The following is a 20,189-nucleotide window of genomic DNA, read 5'->3' on the forward strand; positions in this document are numbered from 1 at the left end:
ACTCATCAAAAAGCCAAGCTGTGATACTTGGCTTTTTTACTGGGGTGAATCGGCGATCCTAGGCGCATTATGCCTTGATATAAATCAAATCCCACACGCCATGACCATGGGTGATGCCGCGCTGTTCAAATTTGGTCAATGGGCGATAGTCAGGACGAGGTGCAAAATTCCCTACGCCATGCGGATTGGTCAAGGTTGGCATGGTGTCAAGCACTTCTAGCATCCAAAAAGCATAATGCTCCCAATCGGTCGCTGCATGGAATTTGCCACCTGTACTCAGCACGCGCACGACTTTTTCCATGCGGTCATGGGTGACGAAGCGGCGTTTATAATGACGCTTTTTTTGCCATGGATCGGGGAAATATAATTGCACGGTATCAAGATGATTATCAGGCAGATTATCCAGTAGGGCGATGGCATCACCGTTGATGACTTTTAGGTTAGTTAAGCCCATCTCATCCGCCAGTAGTGCTAGGCGGCCGATGCCCGGCTCATGCACTTCGATGCCGATGAAGTTGGTCTGTGGGGCGTTTTTTGCCATCTCAAGCAGGCTATCACCCATCCCAAAGCCGATCTCAAGGGTAAGCGGTGCATCACTGCCATTTGGCGTATCGGCGAATAACGCACGCAAATCAGTGATGTGGCTGACATCGCCAAGCTTACCAAGCTCGCCTGTGCTATTGACATAAATATGCCCAAGACTGCCACCCACCAGCACTTGCTCGACTTGCTGGCTCATGTGGGTACGGCGTTTCATAAAGGTATTGATTTTGCGAAACTGCTCAGGTGTCTGTGCAAGCTTGGCAAGTCGTGTGCTGATTTCGTCGGTATCGATGACAGGGCTGTCTGCTTGGGTGGTTGAATTTGTCATAAAAGGGCGTAAAATGTTAGCTTAAAAATAGCCGTCATTATAATGTGTTTTGTGATTTTGAACAAGCGGACAAACTTGTCTGCGATGCAATCGGCTGTTGCTGTTTAGCGTTCGTCTGTTCTGATTTTTATTTTTTTGCCAAATTTGCCAATCCAATCCAAGCCAAATTAAGTTAAGCCAAGTTATGTTTCGTTTACCGTTTTTAGAAGATTCCACGCCACCGCCATTTTATCAGGCGACCATCAGTGCTGCCAAGCGTCGCAAGCTTGATCAGTGGTTTATCGGTCATCGCTCGCAGGCGTATTATTTGAAGCGATTTGATGAATTTGATCGGGTGGGCAAGCTACACGCGCGTTGGCATTGGGCGGCGTTTTTTATGACTTTTGGGTGGCTTTTGTATCGCAAGCGCTACTTGGACTGTGTGGTGTATTGTGTCGCGGGTTGGTCATTTATCAAGGTGAATATTGCCATCATCTTGGCGGTGAGTGAGTTTGTGCTGATTGGGCATTTGCCTGATGCTTGGCAGGTGATGGCTCGTGTGGGGATTGGGCTTGGGGTATGGCTATTTTGGGCGGGCATGGTGGCGAGATGGGCGGATGCGTATTATTATCGCATGGCTCGGCGTGAGATCGCTGATGCACTAGAGCTGTACCCTGATGATGACGAAGCGCAGCGGGCGCATCTACAGTACGAAGGCGGAGTGAGTTTGGTGGGCCTGTCGGTGGCGTTTGTGATTTTTGGGATTTTGTTGTCGGTGATTGCGACGGTGTTTGTGCCGATGTATGCCAAGCACCAAGAGCAACAAGTCCTGCATGAAGTCTATACCGAAGCCAGTGCCATCGCCAAACAGGTCGATGTGGTGATGGCAAGTACAGGGCAGTGTCCGACCGATCGTCAAGTCACAAGTAGCACGCATCGAGCCGAGATTCACATCACTAAGGCACCAGCTGGCATACGCACTGACTGTGCGGTGGTGGCAAGGATTACAGGGGCGTATTATCCGATTCGCTATCTAAATGGGCGGACGCTGACGATTTATCATGACAAAACTAGTGACGGCACTGTACTGTGGCGATGCCAGTCGTCTTTATCCAAAAAACAATCACCAAAGCATTGTTTGGACTAGCCGCGATGATCAAAGAAAATGCGATGACGACTTATCAGCTAAAGCTCATCACGCTTGTGGCGATGGTGATTGACCATGTGGCATGGGCGTGGGTGGACACCTACAGCATCACTGGCGAGCTGATGCATACCATCGGGCGTCTGGTCGCACCGATGATGGCGTATTTTTTGGCAATGGGTATCGCAAGCACTCAAAATGCAGGGCGTTATCTTGGGCGGCTATTTGGCTTTGCTGTGATGTCACAGCCTGTGTTTATGTGGTTTCAGTACCAAATTGGTACGGTAGATGCCATCAGTGATGTCATGTGGGGCAATGTGCTATTTACGCTGACTGTCAGTTTGGCGGTGTTAATGGTGTGGCGACAAAAGTGGCCGATGGCGACCAAAGTGATGGCTGTGATTGGCTTATGCTTGGTGGCAGATCTTAGCGAATATGGCATGGCGATGGTACTGTGGGCGATGATATTTGATCGCTTGCGACTGCACAAAGCGCAGATGCTGATGGTGTATGTGCTTAGCCTGCCCATTGCCTATATACTGATTTATGGTATTAATGCCACGGTGGGGCTGGGCGTGATGCATTTTGGATGGTTGTTGGCGGTGCCGCTGATTGCTTTACAACACGGCGTACAGGGGCGAGCGATACCCTTATGGCTTGGTGGTCGATATTTCTTTTATGGCTTTTATCCTGCGCATTTGGCAGTGATTGCGGTGGTGGTGTGGGCGCTTGGCGTTTGATTATTTATTAATTAATTGACCCTCCAAATTCTTGGGTGGTTTGCCCAATGCTTAAACCAAAAATACACTCACCAGCCCATCGGATCGACATCAATGCTCATCCTTACCGCCTTGGTACTTGGTAGTGCCTGCACTTGCCCCCACCAAGTATCCAAAAAACTGTGCAAGCTTGGTCTGTGCTTGGCAAGAATGAGCATCTGCACCTGATAGCGGTTGTTTTTCTTGGTCATCGGCGCATCGGCGACATTGATGGCAAAGGGGTGATTGGCAGGGATAAGCTGTCTTGCCTGTGCGATGGCATCTTTGGCTCGCGCATAATGACTGCTCTCGGCACGAATCAGTACGGCATGGCTAAATGGTGGCAAGCCAAGCATTTGGCGTTCGGTGAGTAGCTTTTGGGCAAAGGCATGATAACCATCACGCATGAGCGAGCTGAGTAGAGGGCTGTCTGGCTGCAGTGTCTGTATCAGCACCAGCCCTGATTTTTCGGCACGACCTGCACGACCCGCCACCTGAATGATCCGCTGTGCGGTATGCTCAGGCGAGCGAAAATCAGGCGATAAAAACCCCAAATCAGCATTGGCAATCACCACCAGTGTGACATTGGGGAAGTGATGCCCCTTGGCAATCATCTGAGTGCCAACAAGTATCGCAGGTGCGCCTGTGTTGATTTGTCTGGTGATGACATCCCATGCGTCTTTTTTACGCATGGTGTCACGATCGATTTGCAAGATAGGATATACCGTTTGGCTCACCTGTGGATTGGCAAATAGGGCGTGCAGATGCTCGACCAGCCGAGTCGTACCTGTGCCGACGCTGTCGAGATTGGCACTATGGCAGTCAGGGCAGTGACTTGGCATTGGTGTGATATAGCCACAGTGATGACAGCGTAGGGTGCTGTACATCGGCTGTAAGTTATTTTTGTGCACGGTCAAGTGCGCATCGCAGTTTGGGCAGTCTGCCTGATGACCACAGGCAGAGCAGATGAGTATCGGTGCATAGCCACGACGATTGAGAAATACCAGCACTTGCTCACCCTTATCCAGTCGTGCTCGTATCTCACGCACCGTCACAGGGGAGAGCGTGCTGTCACTGCTTTTGCCATCGGTGTGCATGGTGTGCTGTGTGCCCAGCCGCATATCGACAAGCTGATATCTCACCGCTTTGGCATCCCCTGCACGGCGAGTGAGCATTAGACGGTGCAATTTACCATCTTGGACAAGCTTCATCTGCTCAAGGCTTGGTGTTGCCGTCCCAAGCACCACCACAATCTTGGCAAACATCGCTCGTACCATCGCTACATCACAGGCGTGATAGCGTAGATGGTCTTGCTGTTTATACGATGTGTCATGCGCTTCATCGATAATGATCAGACCAAGATGATCAAAGGGATACAGCACGCTTGAGCGAGTACCGATGATAATCTGAGCCACGCCAGTTTGGCAGTCATGCCAGCCGATGAGTCGCTCGCCATCGGCGAGATTGGAGTGTAGTACGCAGATATTGGCATCGAAGCGATCGCCAAATCGCGCACGAGTCTGCGGTGTCAGCCCAATCTCAGGCACGAGTATCAGCACTTGTTTACCCTGTGCGAGCGTATGTGCCATCGCTTGTAGATAGACTTCGGTTTTGCCCGAGCCTGTCACGCCATCGAGCAAAAATGCCTGATACTGACCGCCATCACAGGCATCGGTGATGGTATCGAGTGCCTGTGCCTGCTCGTCATTGAGCGTGAGCGCAGGGTGCTTGAGTGTCGCAGGACTGGGCATTGGTGGCTGTGGTAGAGTATCAAACGGCTCAATCAGCCCCTTATCCTGTAGTGTCGTCAGTACCTGCCGAGTCGCGCCAAGACTCATCAGAGTTGTCTGACTGATGCCATCAGGATACTCTGTGAGTGTCTGCAATATCGCTCGCTGTTTCTTGGCGGTCTTTGGCAGGCGTGCGATGATGTCATCAGCCGTAGCGGTTGATGCACCATCAGATAGGACGGCTCGATAATGGCGGATCGGCTGTGTGATAGCTTTGCCTTGGTTGATGAGTGTCGGTAGCATCACGCTATACACATCACCAAGCGGATGATGATAGTAGTGCGATAGCCACTTGGCAAGTCGTACCAGCTCATCATCAATGATGGGCGCGCCATCAAGGATTTGCTCAATCGGCTTTAGCTTGGCTATTGGCACTTGACTATCAGTGCGGTCAATCAGCCCGACCACGATGCCGATGAGCAGACGACGACCAAAAGGCACAAGCACTCGCATCCCCACCTGTGGCAGGGGCAGATGTCTTGGGCAAAGATAATCAAAAAAATCCCCCACAGGCACCGCCAAAGCGACTTGGGCTAAGCTGTCATGGTGCAAGTGGGGCATGATATTTCCCTATGATGGGTAACAGATGGCAGGCAGATGAGCGGCTTAGAGTGCCGACAGACGCTCAACGGATGGCGCATAATAATACGCACCAGACACGGCGGTACTGACATGCTTGAGCAGCAGATCGATTTTGCCATCAGTTTCGCCAAACATCGATAACAGCTGCGCCTCGATATTCCATAGGCGCGCTGCATAAGCAATGTACATCAGGCCATGCTCGCCAGTGACAGTGCCAAAAGGCAGGCTGCGACGGACGACTTCCAGTGTTTTGCCATCTTCTTTTAGGTTTGTGCGACCCAGATGCGAATCGGCTAGGCGTTTGGCTTTATCAAACTCGATATTGTCATCTTTGGAGCGACCGACGCAGTTTTCTTGATCACGAATATCAAGCGCGTCCCACTTTTTAAGATCATGGCGGTATTTTTGTAGCATCACATAGCTGCCACCAGCATCCATACCATCGGCGATGGCGGCGACTGCTGACACATTGTCGCCTTGGGGATTTTCGGTGCCATCGACGAAGCCCTCAAGCCCGCGATTATCCACCCAGCGAAAGCCATGCGTCTCAGTCTTGATCGTGGCGATGCCATCAAAAATCGCCACCAGCTCTTTGGCTAGGCTAAAATTAATGTCATGGCGCATTGACTGGATATGAAATAGCAGATCATGCTGTGTGGCAGGGGCAAGTCCACCACCAAGCGGACGAAATGGCTTGATTTGACTGCCCTCACGGTCTTTGGCAAATCTCGCCCACGCATCTGCCCCAAAGCCGATGGTCAGACCCAAAGATTCTCCAGGGAATTTGGTCTGTAATTGACCCAAGGCAGTGAGCGCATCACGGCAAGCAGCGGCGATGGCTTGGGTGTCATTAGTACAAAAATCAGCTTCCATAAAAATACCAGCGCGGCAATGATCTGGAATGATGGCGGACTGTGGTGTGGCTGTCATGTGTTATCCTAGTAAAATCAAGGTGTGTTAAAGTCAGTTTGAAAATTAGACTAAATTGGTTATTATAACAAATTTTTGGCGATCCAAAAAGCGGATAAGCCCTTAGAGCATAACGCATTAAGGGCTTAATTAAGAGCTTGTCATCGATCTGGCGGCTTTGTTATGCCAACTGCAAAATCGCCTCAATCTCAACCACACCACCTTTTGGCAGGGCAGCGACCTGTACAGCGGCGCGGGCAGGATAAGGGGCGCTTAGACGCTCTTCAAAGACCGTGTTTAGTAGTGCAAAATCCGCCAAATCCGTCAATGAGACATTGAATTTGACCGTGTCATTTAGGCTACCACCCGCGGCTTTAGCGATGGCCTCCAAATTATCAAATGCTTGGCGAGCTTGAGCGTCAAAGCCTTCTTTAAGCTCCATTGTCGCAGGATCTAGACCCAGCTGACCTGAGATATAGACAGTGTTACCGACTTTGATGGCCTGTGAATAAGTACCGACTGCGGCAGGGGCATTATCGGTATGAATGACTTGTTTGCTCATTTTATAACTCTTTTAGATCAGTTAATTTATTAGTAATGCCAAAACCCCATCAGCGCGCGTTACGCCTGCTTGGTGCGAAAATAAGCGCACAGCTTATCAAACAAGCTCATCGCCTCACCCGTATAAATGGTATTGGCAGGGGCGACATTGTCGGCAGTTTTTGGCAGAATGTTCGGTTCGACTTTGCCCAGAAAATGCGCAGCGTCTTTTTGGCTATTTAGATCAATTTTACAGCACATAATCAAAGCTCCTTTTGTGAGTGATGCCACTTATAATAAAACAAATAGGCAATCAATTTCAAGTATTTTTCATCGCTTGCCGGGTGTCTGTCATTGGTTTATTGATATAGGCGCATGATGTTCGGATAGCCCAGCAAGGTGCGCAGCTTTTCGATGCCTTCAGCAAGGTGCGAACGCGAGCGGACGACCACATGTAAGGTGGTGGTGCCGACTTTACCGTCCTTGTCAGCTTTGGCGTCAGCTTTGACATGAGTGTGCTCGACACCGATGTTTAGCGCACGCATCTCATAGATGACTTGGCTGATTTGCTCTTCGTTTAACATCGCATAGATGCGCAGCATAGCAGGGAAGCGCAGGGCATCGGGCTGATTTTGTAAGGCGCTGTCAGGCTTCCAGTTGAGCTGGATGATCTGATAGGGTGTATCGGCACGCACCGCTTGCAATGAGTAGCATTTGTGACGATGCACCACAAGTCCTTGGCGCGACAGATGGCCGACGATGTGATCACCATAGATGGGGTTGCAGCAGCGTGCAAAATCGACTTCCACGCCTTTAATACCGGCAAGCAAATGCTTGGAGCGAGTGATCTCATTGCCATCAGCTGTATCGACTTCTTCGCTAAATAGCCGTGAGACGACAAGCTGTGGCAGTAGTACACCTGTCGATAATTGCATAAATAGCTCATCGGCTGTCTGAATGCCGCGCCACTTGATGATATCAGCCCAGTCATCGTCATTCAAATCATCGATGGATTTGCCATAAGTGTTCAAGGCGCGATCAAGAGCTTGTTTGCCGTACTGGATTTTTTGATCTTCGGGTAAATGTTTTAAAAATTTTAGAATCTCACTGCGAGCTTTGTTGGTCGCCACAAAGCCGAGCCACTCAGCACGGGGCGTAGCGTCTTTATCAGTGTCGATACTCACCGTATCGCCATCAGCAAGCACTAGACCGAGCTTGCCATGCTCATTATTGATGTCAGCGCCGGTGGCGATATTACCGATGGCAGGGCCGACGGCATACGCAAAATCCAGTGCTGTCGAGCCACGCGGCAGCTCATAGGCTCGGCCTTGTGGGCTGTAGCAGACGATTTTGCGTTCGTGCAGATAGCTGATCAGCTCTTCGATGATGGCTATGTGGGCATTTTCGCCATCGCCTTCGGTTTCGCTGGCATTGGCCAGATCTTGCATATTGCGTAGGCTTGCTTGGATCACCGATTGGCTAATACTGGTGCGATCACTGCTGATGATGCCAAGGCGTGCCGACTCTTGCATGCGACGCGTCATCAGTGTGATTTTGATGTGGTTATAATCACGATCATAGAATAAAGTCAGTGATTGATTGCCACCTGCCAAGGGTTTGCGGATGTTATCGTGGATTTGGCGGCTGCTGATTTGGTATTTTTCGATGAGATAATTGGCCAACTTGTCACAAGCTTCAATGTCTTTTAAGATGACCTCAAAATCATATTGGCGGATCAGTTGGTTGATCTGTCCGCGATTTCTAAAAAATTGGCGATACATCGAGGCGCGGTTATCGAGTACTTGGACATTGCCATCAAGGTTGAGATAGCCAAGCAAGTTTTGTAGATAGGTGCTGATTTCGGTTTTTTGAAAATTACGCCCAAGACCGTGCTGCAGCAGTTTATCGGTGAATTTATTGTACATCGCAGGGTTTAGGTTGCGATAGCACAAAAGCTCAATGTAGTCGGCGATGTTATTAAGCCCCATTAGGCGCGCAAATGGGATATAAAAATCCAAGGTCTCACGGGCGGTGCGTTTTTGTTTGTCTTCACTGACCGCATCGAGCGTGGACATATTGTGTAAGCGGTCGGATAGCTTGACGATCAGTACTCGTGGATCGATGAGTGTAGCGGTCAATATCTTATGAAAAGTCGCTGCTTGGCTTTGTTGCTTACTCATCCCAGAGGACTTAAGCTTGGTGACGCCATCAACCAGACGCGCCACCGTTTCGCCAAATTCGGCGGTGACAATCTCTTCGGTGACTTCGGTATCTTCGACGGTATCATGCAAAATCGCAGCGATGATGGTATCACGATCTAGGCGAAATCCTGCCAAAATCTCCGCCACCGCAATCGGATGCGTGATATACGGCTCGCCAGATTTGCGTTTATCTTTGATATGAGCTACATCACCAAAATGACAGGCGCGCAGGACATCCGCACGCTCAGCAGGCTTAAGGTAAGCGACGGCACGCATCAGACTATCACAGGCTTCATCCACGAGCGGGTGGCTAAGATGTGTTGGAATGTCGTGTGGATGATAGCTGTCTAACATAGTGGCTCTTTTGGCTAGTGAATGTTTGGTCGGCTGATGACAAGCTGACCCCGATTTTGCATTTTGAATCTGTATAATAAATCATCGATTGGGGGTGTTGTCAATATCCTAAAGCGGATTTTGTGGAATTTGTGTGGATTTGGCGATGGATGATGCTCAAGTCATCTGATGCATCGACCCTGATGCCGCGCCGATGCGCAGACAGACACAAAAAAAGCCATGCATGACATGGCTTATGATCGATGCGCTAATAGATCGATGCGATTATAGCGTATTGCCCAGCTGCTCTGGGGTGATCTCATATGACTGCATCGATTTGGCGAACAAATCTTCATCTGGCTCATCTAGGATGCCACGATTGACATTGCCAGCGGCGATCTCACGCAGGGCAAGAACGGTCGGCTTGTCATTGTCCACAGGAACAGTCGGATCGACTTTGCCATTAGCAAGTTGGCGGGCACGCTTGCTTGCCACCAAAATCAGCTCAAAACGATTATCAACATTTGCAAGACAATCTTCAATGGTTACTCGTGCCATAGTGTACTCTCAATGTGGTTATAAAAATGGGTTTTGCCCAAAATAATCGCTTATTATAGCAAGCTTTTTGGGCTTTTTTAAGTGCTTTTTGTCAATTCTTGGCAAAATTTCAACCAAAGCTTATCTAGCCAAACCAAATTTTGCCATCATAGTCATCAATTAGACAAATAACGCATCAATCAGCTTGCCATTACGCACCTGCTGGGTGGCACGGCTTAGGCGGTGGCTTTTGATGATGGTTTGTAGATCTGCCAAGGCTTCGGCAAAGTCATCATTGATGACAACATAGTCGAATTTGTCGTATTGACGCATCTCGGTCAGCGAGCCTGCTAGGCGTTTTTCGATGACTTCATCGCTGTCTTGACCACGACCTGATAAGCGTGAACGCAAGGCATCACGGCTTGGCGGCAGAATAAAAATCATCACCGCATCACTGAATTTTTCTTTGACTTGTAGCGCGCCTTGCCAGTCGATTTCTAGGATGACATCCACGCCATCGTGCAGTAGGCGTTCGACCGCTTGACATGTCGTGCCATAGAAGTTGTCAAATACTTGGGCGTACTCTAAGAATGCTGATTCATCAATCATTTGTTTGAATGCATCCACCGTGGTGAAATGATAATGGACGCCATCACTCTCACCAGGGCGGGGTGCGCGAGTAGTGTGCGAGACGCTGACGGTGAGATTGTCGGTGGTGGCAAGCAGTTCTTTGACTAGGCTGGTTTTGCCTGTGCCTGAAGCGGCGGTGATGATGAATAATTTGCCAGACATGAGTATTTCCTTTTGATAAAATCGCAGTATGCGTTTAAATCAGGATATTTTAGCACAAATTGGCTGAAATTTGCTAAAATAGCACACAGTGATTTTGATAAACTATTGAGAAAATTATGAAAATTTTATTAGCCAATCCCCGTGGTTTTTGTGCAGGTGTCGATCGTGCCATCGCCATTGTCAATGAAGCCTTACGCCGTTTTCATCCGCCGATTTATGTGCGACATGAAGTGGTGCATAATAAGTTTGTGGTCGAAGATTTGGCAAGTCGTGGGGCGGTGTTTGTCGAAGAGCTGGATGAAGTGCCTGATGGGGCGATTGTGATTTTTTCGGCGCATGGCGTATCCAAGGCAGTCGAAGATGAAGCGGCGCGCCGTGATTTAACAGTGTTTGATGCGACTTGCCCGCTGGTGACCAAGGTGCATATCGAAGTGGGGAAATTTGCCAAAGAAGGCATGGATGCGATTTTGATCGGGCACGCAGGACATCCTGAAGTCGAAGGCACGATGGGGCGATTTGATACAAGCTTTGGCGGTCGTATTCATCTGGTCGAAGATGCTGATGATGTGGCAAAGCTTGACTTGGATAAAGAAAATTTGGCATTCGTCACCCAGACGACGCTGTCGATGGACGATACGGCGGTGGTCATCGATGCACTCAAAGACAAATACCCAAGCATCAACGCACCACGCAAAGATGACATCTGCTATGCCACCCAAAACCGCCAAGATGCGGTTAAGCTACTTTCCAAAGAGTGTGATGTCGTGCTTGTGGTGGGCAGTCCCAATTCTAGTAACTCAAATCGCCTAAGAGAGTTGGCTGAGCGTATGGGCAAGCGCGCCTATCTGATTGATAATGCAGGACAAATGGATAAAGCATGGTTTGATGGTGTCAGCCATGTGGGTGTCACGGCAGGGGCATCAGCACCTGAAGTACTGATCCAAGAAGTGCTAGATACCTTGCAGTCATGGGGTGCAGATAAGCCAGTTGAGCTGTCTGGCATCGAAGAGAATGTCACCTTTAGCTTACCAAAATCACTGACCAAAGCTTAAGCAATCGATACAAGCATTTGCCAATCGCTATCTACTGGATGAACCATGACTCGTTTGACCTTGACACCACGCTTAGCCGAGCCGACTTCACAGACGCTGATTGATGCACTCGGGTTCCCGTCGCTTGCTCGTGTGCTACAGGCTCGCCATATCCACAGTGTCGATGAGCTCGATGTCGGTGTGGCACATCTATTGCCTGCAGATGGCTTGATGGGGATTAATAAGGCGATTGAGCTGATTGATACTGCCATTGATCAGGGCGATAAGATTCTGATTGTTGGGGATTTTGACTGTGATGGCGCGACGAGCACGGCACTGATGATGCGAGTGCTACGGCAGATGGGGGCGGATGTCGAGTTTCTGGTCCCTGATCGCTTTAAGTTCGGTTATGGTCTGACGCCACAGATTGTTGAGTATGGGGTATCGCTATATGAGCCTAAGCTGATCATCACAGTGGATAACGGCATCTCAAGTCATGATGGCGTTGCCAAGGCGACAGAGCTTGGCGTACAGGTGGTGATTACTGATCATCACCTGACTACCAAAACATCACCACCTGCTGATGCGGTGGTCAATCCCAATCAGATGGGCTGTGAGTTTGGCAGTAAATGGCTTGTAGGTGTGGGTGTGGCATTTTATGTCATGGGGCGACTTGCCAAGCACCGTAAAGCACTGGCTAAGCCATCGGCGAATGTGGCACAGTATCTAGATCTTGTGGCGCTTGGCACGGTGGCAGATCTTGGTGTACTTGATCGCAATAATCGCATCTTGGTCAGTCATGGGCTTGCCCAAATCAGACAGGGGCGTGCTTGTGTGGGGATTTTGGCAATCCTAGAGCAAGCAGGGCGTGATTTTGCCAAGATTACCAGTGATGATTTTGGCTTTGCCATTGCACCCCGTATTAATGCCGCAGGGCGTATGGATAATATGCGTATCGGTGTTGAGTGCCTATTGACCGATGACTGGAGCGAAGCGCACCGCCTAGCGATAGAGCTGAACAGGCTCAATCATTCACGGCGTAGTGTTGAGATGACGATGAAAGATGAAGCCGTCGCTATCATTGATAACCTGCCACAGATGGCGGATAGCTCTGATGGTGCACCAAAAGCCATCGTGCTATACCAAGACAATTGGCACCAAGGTGTCATCGGTATCGTCGCAGGCAGGCTCAAAGAAAAGCTGTACCGCCCAAGCATTATTTTTGCGCCTGCGGATAATAACGAAATCGGCGAAGATGACTATATCAAAGGCTCAGCGCGCTCAATCGCTGGTATCCATATCCGCGATGCCATCGAAGCGGTCACCATGCGTCATCCGACACTGATTGAGCATTTTGGTGGTCATGCGATGGCAGCAGGCTTAACTATCAAAAAAGCCAATTTTGATGCCTTTGCCAAGGCATTTGCCGATGAGATTGATCGCTTTGATGCGTCGGTATTTCACGAAGAGCAATTTACCGATGGTGCCTTGGATGCTCGTGAGTTTAGCTTACAGTTTGCACAGACGCTATCGCAAATCAGTGTCTGGGGCAATGGCTTTGCACCGCCAAGCTTTGATGGGGAATTTGAAGTACTCAATCATCGAGTGCTCAAGGATAAGCATCTAAAGCTGACCTTGAAGATGGCAGGCGTGCAATATCCGATTGATGCGATATGGTTCAACTACGAGCCGTCCGTGTGGGATTATCGAGCCAGCCGAGTACATATCCTATATACACTGGATATCAACGAATGGCAAGGCAGCCAAAGCTTACAGCTTATCATTAAGGATTTGGCAGTGTGTCAGATCGTCATGATGCCATAGTTGTGTTAGCGACTTTAAAAATGGCGACCTGCCATTGGCTAAATCAATTAAGATGGATGCAGGTCGCATTTTTTGCTAGATTAGGAAGTGCGCGAAGAAAGCTTGACGCTGGTCTTGGAATGCTTTTTATCCCACCAAGCAAAAGCATTGCCAAGTACAGTACCTGAAATGGAATGCCAAACACAAGCAACCGCAGTGGCAACGGCAGATTCAGCATTGGCAGGGAAAAATTTTGCACTCAGACCTGTAGCAAGCCCAGCATTTTGTACACCCACTTCGATGGCAAGCGTACGCTTTTTGGCGGTATTCATTCCCATAAATGCACCAGAAAAATAACCCAGCAAATAGCCACCGATATTATGCAGTGCGATGGCAGCGACCATGACCAAGGCCGATTCAAAAAATCGATGACCATGTACGGCTGCCACACCACCTACGATAGCGGCAAAAGCAAGCACAGCCACACCTGGCATAATATTTCTTACATCAACGAACCATGATTTGTTTTGTAGGGTGATATTGGCAAATGAGCCGATTAGCACAGGAAATAAGGTGACAATCAGCATAAATTTGAACATACCCCAACCGTCCATAGCGACAGTTTCGCCGACCAAGTATAGCATCCATAGCGGTGCCATGACGGGTGCCAAAATGGTTGAAGCGGTTGTCATGCCGACAGAAAATGCAACATCGCCTTTGGCAAGATAACTCATGATGTTTGAGGATACGCCACCGGGGCAGCATCCGACCAGTACCAAACCCAATGTTAAACCATCCGATAGATTTAGCATTTTACTGATACCGATAGCAAGTAATGGCATGATGGTGTACTGCGCGATGGTGCCAACCATAATATCCAAAGGGCGCTTGGCTAAGATTTGATAATCTTGCTTGCCTAATGTCATCCCCATACCAAGCATGATTGTCCCTAGGACAAGCATTTGGGCATTACCTTTTACCCAAGAAAAAGTGGCAGGCTCAATCATGGCAATGATTGCAGCGGCAATGATCACCAGTGCAGTAAAACGAGTCAGTTGCTGGCTGACATTAACCAAAAATGGCATGATGTATAATCCTTTATCGCTGTTTAACTTATCCGTTGTATTATCAGTGAATTTTCTGACTGATTCAAATGAATAGATGTTATAACCATGCAAGCTTTTTTTATTGATGTATCAACTGACCGCTAGTGATATTTCACCGTCTCAACTGTATCGACGGCAAATGCCAATCAAACTTCACCGCCAGCATTCGTATGCCAAAGATACTAATCAGTGCCACCGTCTCACGCACCCAGTCGGCGACACCCAAGTGCAGTAATGTCAGATACAGTACTGAGCCTATGATACTGGCTGAGATGTAGATTTCTTTTTGGAGCACCAGGGGGATTTCGTTACAGATCATATCACGCATGATGCCGCCTGCGATACTCGTCATCACCGCCATTAGTATGGCAATGATCGGATGTGCATCAAGTGATAATGCCACCGTCAGACCAATCACACTAAACGCTGCCAAACCGATAGCATCAAATAATTTTAACATCCCATCAATCTTCTGATGACGGTGAAAAAACATCTGTCCCAAAATCGATGTCAGTGTAATCACGATGACATAGCTGAGATCCGTCATCCAAAACAGCGGATGGCGACCTAGCATCACATCTCTGAGTGTGCCACCACCAATGGCATTAACCATCGACACCAAGATACAGCCAAACAAATCAAATCGCTTATACAGAGCAAGCGTCGTACCAGCAATCGCACAGGCGATGATGCCGACCATGTCCAGTAGATAGATCATTTGTTCAGGGCTAAACGGTAAATTCATCTAACTTTGCATCCGACAAAATAACACAATACCAACGCTCACCATCGCAATGCCAATCCAGCTCATCACCGATGGCATCGGCGTACCAAGTAGTAGCACACCGCCAATCAGCGAAAAAATCACTTCGGTGGCTTGAGTGGCATCGACCCCAGCGATTTGATCGCCATTCGTCGCCTTTGAGCGAGCGTACAAAAATAGCGATGTGGCGATGACACCAGCAAATAAGGCGACCAATAGGGCATTAAACGCTTGTGATACACCCAGCATCGGCGGCTGTACGATGAGCCCAAGCACCAACCAAAATGGTAGCGAGCCTGCCGACAGTAGCCATACCTTGTGCAGTGGACTTGCCATCAGCTCGCTGGTCAAATGCGGTACTTTGGATAACAAAGGATGCGTCGATGGTGGGCGAGTAGCATACCAAACCAGCTGATTGCCAATCGGAAAACAAAATCCAGCCACCAAACAAGGCAACGCACCAAGCAGTAGCAAAGTCGTCAGCGAACCTGTCGTACCGCCATGTAAGCCTTCGCCGATATTGGTCAGCACCACCCCGGCAAAGATCAGCACGCTGGTGGCAATCACTTTTTTATTGATCGTCTCGCCAAAGAGTGCAAGTACGATCAGGCTTGCCACTGTCGTAAACTGAAAAGTCGCTGCGATCACCCAACCAGGTGCATGATCCGCGCCAAAGCATAGCGGTGCATAAAATAGCCCAAAGCCAATACCGCCTGCGATGCACCAAAATTTATAATGCTCGCCAAATAAACGGCACAGACCGACAAGCGTACCGACACCGCTTTTGATGCCAATCATCGCTGATAACAATAGCCACATGAACACATAGCGTAATGATGCCGACCAAAACCAATGACCACCTTGGCTTGCCATCAGCTCATTGAGTACAAAGGTTGAGCTAAAAAATGCCCCCGCGACCACACCGATTAGGATAAGCTTTAACATCACGACATCCTTGTGAGTGATTGTTTATTTATTTACCTTTGGCATCTGCCCAGATAATTTTGTGTAGCTGAAGCCCAAAACGCACCGGCAAACCATCAGCCAGTATCCATTCGGCCAGTTGTGTTGCCATACTTGGCACTTCGCCCTTGTGAGCGGTATGGACATCAAACATTGGCGAGAACCATACCGTACCGACTTTTTTGTCGAGCTCATAAGCGTGTAGCTGTGCCACCGCCCAGTCATAGTCTGCACGGTCGGCGATGACGATTTTGAGTTGGTCGTGATGAGTGAGATAATCCAAATTCTTCCACAGATTTTTATCCATCTCACCGGATGAAGGTGTCTTTAGATCCATCACTTTTGAGACGGCAGTAGGGACATCCTTGACAGGCAATGCCCCTGCGGTCTCCAGCGAGATTTCATAACCCAAGCTTAATAATCTATCCATCAAAGCGATGGCATTGGGCTGTGCCAGAGGCTCACCACCAGTCACGCAGACTCGCTTGCACGGATATTGGCTGATGTGATCAATAATCTCATCTAAGCTAAAACGCTCACCACCTGTAAATGAATAAGTGGTATCACAATAAGTACAGCGGAGCGGACAGCCTGTCAGTCGGATAAAAATCGTCGGCAATCCCGATGCCAATGCTTCACCTTGTAGTGAATAAAAAATCTCGGTGAGCTTCAGTCCTGCTTGTGGGTCGGTGGTGGGGATTTTGGTGTTGCGAAGTGGGTCGGTGATGGTCATTGTACTGGTGTGTCAATTAAATTGGCTATTTTAACGAAATTGCCATAAAATTTCTATAAAATCATCTATATCAATCGCTAAAAAGCGTAAGTAAATATGGCAAGTGTGTGATGATTGTTAAAATCCGCCTTGTTACAAAAAAGTTTGGCAATTTGGCAAAAAAAGCTTTTATTTTTTAAAAAAAGGCGTATCATGCGCTTGTTTGTTTTTGCGATAGAAAACAAGCATACACTCAAGTCATAGACTTGGTCATTTTCACCCATAAGTCATAGGAAAAGATAACCACGACTTAAACTTTGTTAAGGCTGTTTTATGAATGCAACACCTGTAAAACCAATCACTGATGCGACCAATGAATACTACCTAACTCGCCAAAATGAGATGGAGTCTAATGTTCGCAGTTACCCACGCAAGCTGCCATTGGCAATCGCCAAAGCACAAGGTTGCTGGATCACCGATGTCGAGGGCAATGAGTACCTTGACTGCTTAGCTGGTGCAGGCACACTTGCTCTTGGGCATAACCATCCTGCTACGATTAACGCCATCAAAGATGTATTGGAAAGCGGGTTGCCATTGCACACCCTTGACATCACAACGCCGATCAAAGATGCGTTTACCGAAAAGTTGTTGTCATTTTTCCCACAAGACTTCGTTCTGCAATTTTGTGGCCCAACAGGTGCGGACGGCACAGAGGCTGCGATTAAGCTTGCCAAGACTTATACAGGTCGTGACAATGTCATCGCCTTTAGCGGTGGCTATCATGGCATGACGCATGGCTCACTTGCCATGACTGGCAACCTATCTGCCAAAGAAAAAGTCGGCAATCTGATGGCAGGCGTGCAGTTCATGCCATATCCGCACGAATACCGTTGCCCACTGGGTCTGGGCGGTGAAGCAGGTGTCGATGCCTTGACTTATTATTTTGAGAACTTTATCGAAGATGTCGAAAGCGGTGTGGTCAAGCCTGCCGCGGTCATCCTAGAGGCCATCCAAGGTGAGGGCGGTGTCGTCCCAGCACCTGCCAAATGGCTACAAAAAATCCGTGAAGTCACTGCCCGTCATGACATCGTACTTATCCTAGATGAAGTACAGGCAGGCTTTGCTCGCTCTGGCAAGATGTTCGCCTTTGAACACGCAGGCATCACCCCCGATGTGGTGGTGATGAGTAAGGCGGTTGGTGGTGGTTTGCCACTGTGCGTACTTGCAATCAATAAGAAATTTGACGCATGGGCGCCAGCAGGTCATACAGGTACATTCCGTGGTAATCAACTTGCCATGGCAGCAGGTTATAATGTCCTAGAAGAAATCACCAAAAACAACCTAGCTGAGAACTCTCGCATCCAAGGCGAGTTTTTACGCGCTGAACTTAAGAAAGTCGCAGAACAGTATCCATGTATCGGTCATGTGCGTGGCCGTGGTCTGATGACAGGTATTGAAATCGTCGATGAGCGTAAAGCTGCTGACCACATGGGCTCATACCCTGCAGATGCCGAGCTTGCCGCAGCGATCCAAAAAGCCTGCTTTGATAATAAGCTGCTACTTGAGCGTGGTGGTCGTGGCGGTACGGTGGTACGACTACTTTGCCCAATCACCATCACCGCTGATGAGTGTAAGGAAGTCATCGCACGCTTCACAAAAGCTGTCGATGAAGCAGTGAAAGCTGTGCGTGGCTAAGCATAAGCTGATGCAATCATAAAAAAAAGCAGTGTCATTTGGCAGTCAAATGGCAACTGCTTTTTGCACATTTAACTTGCTAATTTAACTTGCACATAGTTGAATTATAGAATGATTTATTTAAGGTGAATTATGCCAACTTTTGACCAACACAAACAAGCCCTACTGTGCAACGATGCCCAATCAATCGCCGATTATGAATCAGCGATGGCACAAGCCACCCAAGCCGTCGCCCAGTGGCTAAAAAATGAAAAAATGTACACCGGCGGTAGCATTAAGCAACTTCGCTCAGAAATCGCCTTTGAGCCAACCAAAGAAGGCCTCGGCGTGCACGCATCGCTTGAGCGACTTGTTGAGCTGTTTTTGAATAAAAGCTTAAAGGTACATCATCCGCATTCATTGGCACACTTGCATTGCCCAACGATGGTAACCAGCCAAATCGCTGAAGTGCTCATCAATGCCACCAACCAATCGATGGACTCATGGGATCAAAGCCCAGCAGGTTCATTAATGGAAGTGCAGCTGATTGACTGGCTACGCCAAAAGGTCGGCTATGGTAGCGGCACGGCTGGCGTCTTTACTTCAGGTGGTACACAATCCAACTTAATGGGCGTATTATTGGCTCGTGATTGGTGCATCGCCAAAAATTACCAAAATAGCGATGGACAAGCATGGTCTGTACAGCGTGATGGCATCCCTGCCGATGCCATGCAAAAGGTGAAAGTCATTTGCTCAGAAAATGCCCATTTTAGCGTCCAAAAAAACATGGCGATGATGGGTATGGGATTTCAATCGGTAGTGACGGTACCAGTCAATGACAACGCCCAAATTGATATCGCAGCGCTTGAAAAAACCATGCAAGCACTGCAAGATGATGGCAAAATCGTCGCCTGTGTGGTGGCAACCGCAGGCACGACCGATGCAGGTGCGATTGATGATCTAAAGGCGGTGCGTGCATTGACCGATAAATTCGGCGCGTGGATGCATATTGATGCAGCATGGGGCGGGGCGTTGTTGTTGTCCAATGAGTATCGTGATATGCTGGATGGTATTGAGTTATCCGATTCGGTGACGCTTGATTTTCATAAGCACTTTTTCCAAAGCATTTCATGTGGTGCATTCTTATTAAAAGATGAGAAAAATTATCGCTTTATGCACTATGAAGCAGAATATCTGAACTCTGCTTATGATGAAGAGCATGGCGTACCAAATCTTGTTTCTAAATCATTACAAACCACACGCCGATTCGATGCATTGAAACTTTGGATGACCATTGAAGCATTGGGCGAAGAGTTGTACGGCTCGATGATTGACCATGGGGTGAAGCTGACTCGCCAAGTGGCTGAGTATATCAAGGAGACCGATGGGCTTGAATTGTTGGTGGAGCCACAATTTGCATCGGTGCTATTCCGTGTCGTGCCAGCAGGTTATCCAGCTGAGTTTATTGATAGCTTGAACCAAAATGTCGCTGATGAGCTATTTGCTCGTGGTGAAGCGAATATCGGCGTGACTCGCGTGATTGATGCGCATCAAGATGTGCAGTCGTTCAAGATGACGACACTAAGCCCAGTTGCGACACTTGAAAATGTGCAAGCACTGCTCGCTCAAGTACTCGCCGAAGCCGAACGCATCAAAGATGACATCGTAAGTGGCAACTACACACCACCGATTGACTGATTT

The 20,189-nt window shown here is 48.6% G+C and carries 18 protein-coding genes; 6 read left to right on the forward strand and 12 right to left on the reverse strand.

Annotated elements, in window-relative coordinates:
* Window positions 1–67: 67 nt before the first annotated feature.
* The gene (gene trmB, locus B0681_RS05765) at window positions 68–871 is read right to left on the reverse strand and encodes a tRNA (guanosine(46)-N7)-methyltransferase TrmB (protein ID WP_078317801.1); all 804 of its coding nucleotides are present in this window, start codon (window positions 869–871) and stop codon (window positions 68–70) included.
* A gap of 184 nt (window positions 872–1,055) precedes the next feature.
* On the opposite strand from trmB, the gene B0681_RS05770 reads away from it, so the two are divergent.
* The gene (locus B0681_RS05770) at window positions 1,056–1,997 is read left to right on the forward strand and encodes a DUF2628 domain-containing protein (RefSeq protein WP_078317802.1); all 942 of its coding nucleotides are present in this window, start codon (window positions 1,056–1,058) and stop codon (window positions 1,995–1,997) included.
* A 5-nt stretch (window positions 1,998–2,002) separates the two neighbouring features.
* Complete coding sequence (locus B0681_RS05775) at window positions 2,003–2,734, forward strand: TraX family protein (RefSeq protein WP_078317895.1); 732 nt, start codon at window positions 2,003–2,005, stop codon at window positions 2,732–2,734.
* A 68-nt stretch (window positions 2,735–2,802) separates the two neighbouring features.
* On the opposite strand, the gene B0681_RS05780 is transcribed toward B0681_RS05775, so the two are convergent.
* The 7 genes from B0681_RS05780 to gmk all read right to left on the reverse strand — a co-directional run bounded on the left by B0681_RS05780 (window position 2,803) and on the right by gmk (window position 10,436).
* Window positions 2,803–5,103 carry a primosomal protein N' gene (locus B0681_RS05780; protein ID WP_078317803.1) on the reverse strand — a complete coding sequence of 767 codons (2,301 nt, stop codon included), beginning with the start codon at window positions 5,101–5,103 and terminating at the stop codon, window positions 2,803–2,805.
* Between the two features lie 45 nt (window positions 5,104–5,148).
* Window positions 5,149–6,054 (reverse strand): Dyp-type peroxidase, encoded by a 906-nt coding sequence (locus tag B0681_RS05785; protein ID WP_078317804.1) that lies wholly within the window; start codon window positions 6,052–6,054, stop codon window positions 5,149–5,151.
* A 160-nt stretch (window positions 6,055–6,214) separates the two neighbouring features.
* The gene (locus tag B0681_RS05790; RefSeq protein ID WP_078317805.1) at window positions 6,215–6,595 is read right to left on the reverse strand and encodes a RidA family protein; all 381 of its coding nucleotides are present in this window, start codon (window positions 6,593–6,595) and stop codon (window positions 6,215–6,217) included.
* 59 nt (window positions 6,596–6,654) lie between these two features.
* Window positions 6,655–6,834, reverse strand: coding sequence for a hypothetical protein (locus B0681_RS05795; protein ID WP_078317806.1), 180 nt, complete (start codon window positions 6,832–6,834; stop codon window positions 6,655–6,657).
* A 98-nt stretch (window positions 6,835–6,932) separates the two neighbouring features.
* Complete coding sequence (locus tag B0681_RS05800; RefSeq protein WP_078317807.1) at window positions 6,933–9,128, reverse strand: RelA/SpoT family protein; 2,196 nt, start codon at window positions 9,126–9,128, stop codon at window positions 6,933–6,935.
* 264 nt (window positions 9,129–9,392) lie between these two features.
* Window positions 9,393–9,665, reverse strand: a complete 273-nt coding sequence (rpoZ, locus tag B0681_RS05805; RefSeq protein ID WP_078317808.1) for a DNA-directed RNA polymerase subunit omega — start codon at window positions 9,663–9,665, stop codon at window positions 9,393–9,395.
* A gap of 159 nt (window positions 9,666–9,824) precedes the next feature.
* Complete coding sequence (gene gmk, locus B0681_RS05810) at window positions 9,825–10,436, reverse strand: guanylate kinase (protein WP_078317809.1); 612 nt, start codon at window positions 10,434–10,436, stop codon at window positions 9,825–9,827.
* 116 nt (window positions 10,437–10,552) lie between these two features.
* Here gmk and ispH point away from each other — a divergent pair, with 116 nt between their 5' ends.
* Complete coding sequence (ispH, locus tag B0681_RS05815) at window positions 10,553–11,488, forward strand: 4-hydroxy-3-methylbut-2-enyl diphosphate reductase (RefSeq protein WP_078317810.1); 936 nt, start codon at window positions 10,553–10,555, stop codon at window positions 11,486–11,488.
* Window positions 11,489–11,533: 45 nt separating this feature from the next.
* Window positions 11,534–13,291 carry a single-stranded-DNA-specific exonuclease RecJ gene (gene recJ, locus B0681_RS05820; RefSeq protein WP_078317811.1) on the forward strand — a complete coding sequence of 586 codons (1,758 nt, stop codon included), beginning with the start codon at window positions 11,534–11,536 and terminating at the stop codon, window positions 13,289–13,291.
* Between the two features lie 80 nt (window positions 13,292–13,371).
* On the opposite strand, the gene B0681_RS05825 is transcribed toward recJ, so the two are convergent.
* From B0681_RS05825 to queE, 4 genes are all read right to left on the reverse strand, one after another.
* A complete protein-coding gene (locus B0681_RS05825; RefSeq protein ID WP_078317812.1) occupies window positions 13,372–14,355 on the reverse strand; it encodes a bile acid:sodium symporter family protein in 984 nt (327 codons plus the stop codon).
* Window positions 14,356–14,488: 133 nt separating this feature from the next.
* Window positions 14,489–15,121: a trimeric intracellular cation channel family protein gene (locus B0681_RS05830; protein WP_078317813.1), complete on the reverse strand. Its 633-nt coding sequence runs from the start codon at window positions 15,119–15,121 to the stop codon at window positions 14,489–14,491.
* A complete protein-coding gene (locus B0681_RS05835; RefSeq protein WP_078317814.1) occupies window positions 15,122–16,084 on the reverse strand; it encodes a multidrug resistance efflux transporter family protein in 963 nt (320 codons plus the stop codon).
* A 28-nt stretch (window positions 16,085–16,112) separates the two neighbouring features.
* A complete protein-coding gene (gene queE / locus B0681_RS05840) occupies window positions 16,113–16,835 on the reverse strand; it encodes a 7-carboxy-7-deazaguanine synthase QueE (RefSeq protein WP_078317815.1) in 723 nt (240 codons plus the stop codon).
* 312 nt (window positions 16,836–17,147) lie between these two features.
* Here queE and B0681_RS05850 point away from each other — a divergent pair, with 312 nt between their 5' ends.
* Together B0681_RS05850 and B0681_RS05855 are read left to right on the forward strand one after the other, a co-directional pair.
* Complete coding sequence (locus B0681_RS05850) at window positions 17,148–18,509, forward strand: diaminobutyrate--2-oxoglutarate transaminase (protein WP_078317817.1); 1,362 nt, start codon at window positions 17,148–17,150, stop codon at window positions 18,507–18,509.
* Between the two features lie 132 nt (window positions 18,510–18,641).
* Window positions 18,642–20,186, forward strand: a complete 1,545-nt coding sequence (locus B0681_RS05855; protein WP_078317818.1) for a pyridoxal phosphate-dependent decarboxylase family protein — start codon at window positions 18,642–18,644, stop codon at window positions 20,184–20,186.
* The last annotated feature ends 3 nt before the right edge of the window (window positions 20,187–20,189 follow it).

This window comes from Moraxella porci DSM 25326 (assembly GCF_002014855.1).
In the GTDB taxonomy this organism is placed as follows: Bacteria; Pseudomonadota; Gammaproteobacteria; order Pseudomonadales; family Moraxellaceae; genus Moraxella; species Moraxella porci.

Excerpts from the sequence above, each read along its gene's own strand:
- trmB (WP_078317801.1), bottom strand. The coding sequence starts at position 871 with ATGACAAATTCAACCACCCAAGCAGACAGCCCTGTCATCGATACCGAC.
- B0681_RS05770 (WP_078317802.1), top strand. The coding sequence starts at position 1,056 with ATGTTTCGTTTACCGTTTTTAGAAGATTCCACGCCACCGCCATTTTAT.
- B0681_RS05775 (WP_078317895.1), top strand. The coding sequence starts at position 2,003 with ATGATCAAAGAAAATGCGATGACGACTTATCAGCTAAAGCTCATCACG.
- B0681_RS05780 (WP_078317803.1), bottom strand. The coding sequence starts at position 5,103 with ATGCCCCACTTGCACCATGACAGCTTAGCCCAAGTCGCTTTGGCGGTG.
- B0681_RS05785 (WP_078317804.1), bottom strand. The coding sequence starts at position 6,054 with ATGACAGCCACACCACAGTCCGCCATCATTCCAGATCATTGCCGCGCT.
- B0681_RS05790 (WP_078317805.1), bottom strand. The coding sequence starts at position 6,595 with ATGAGCAAACAAGTCATTCATACCGATAATGCCCCTGCCGCAGTCGGT.
- B0681_RS05795 (WP_078317806.1), bottom strand. The coding sequence starts at position 6,834 with ATGTGCTGTAAAATTGATCTAAATAGCCAAAAAGACGCTGCGCATTTT.
- B0681_RS05800 (WP_078317807.1), bottom strand. The coding sequence starts at position 9,128 with ATGTTAGACAGCTATCATCCACACGACATTCCAACACATCTTAGCCAC.
- rpoZ (WP_078317808.1), bottom strand. The coding sequence starts at position 9,665 with ATGGCACGAGTAACCATTGAAGATTGTCTTGCAAATGTTGATAATCGT.
- gmk (WP_078317809.1), bottom strand. The coding sequence starts at position 10,436 with ATGTCTGGCAAATTATTCATCATCACCGCCGCTTCAGGCACAGGCAAA.
- ispH (WP_078317810.1), top strand. The coding sequence starts at position 10,553 with ATGAAAATTTTATTAGCCAATCCCCGTGGTTTTTGTGCAGGTGTCGAT.
- recJ (WP_078317811.1), top strand. The coding sequence starts at position 11,534 with ATGACTCGTTTGACCTTGACACCACGCTTAGCCGAGCCGACTTCACAG.
- B0681_RS05825 (WP_078317812.1), bottom strand. The coding sequence starts at position 14,355 with ATGCCATTTTTGGTTAATGTCAGCCAGCAACTGACTCGTTTTACTGCA.
- B0681_RS05830 (WP_078317813.1), bottom strand. The coding sequence starts at position 15,121 with ATGAATTTACCGTTTAGCCCTGAACAAATGATCTATCTACTGGACATG.
- B0681_RS05835 (WP_078317814.1), bottom strand. The coding sequence starts at position 16,084 with ATGTTAAAGCTTATCCTAATCGGTGTGGTCGCGGGGGCATTTTTTAGC.
- queE (WP_078317815.1), bottom strand. The coding sequence starts at position 16,835 with ATGACCATCACCGACCCACTTCGCAACACCAAAATCCCCACCACCGAC.
- B0681_RS05850 (WP_078317817.1), top strand. The coding sequence starts at position 17,148 with ATGAATGCAACACCTGTAAAACCAATCACTGATGCGACCAATGAATAC.
- B0681_RS05855 (WP_078317818.1), top strand. The coding sequence starts at position 18,642 with ATGCCAACTTTTGACCAACACAAACAAGCCCTACTGTGCAACGATGCC.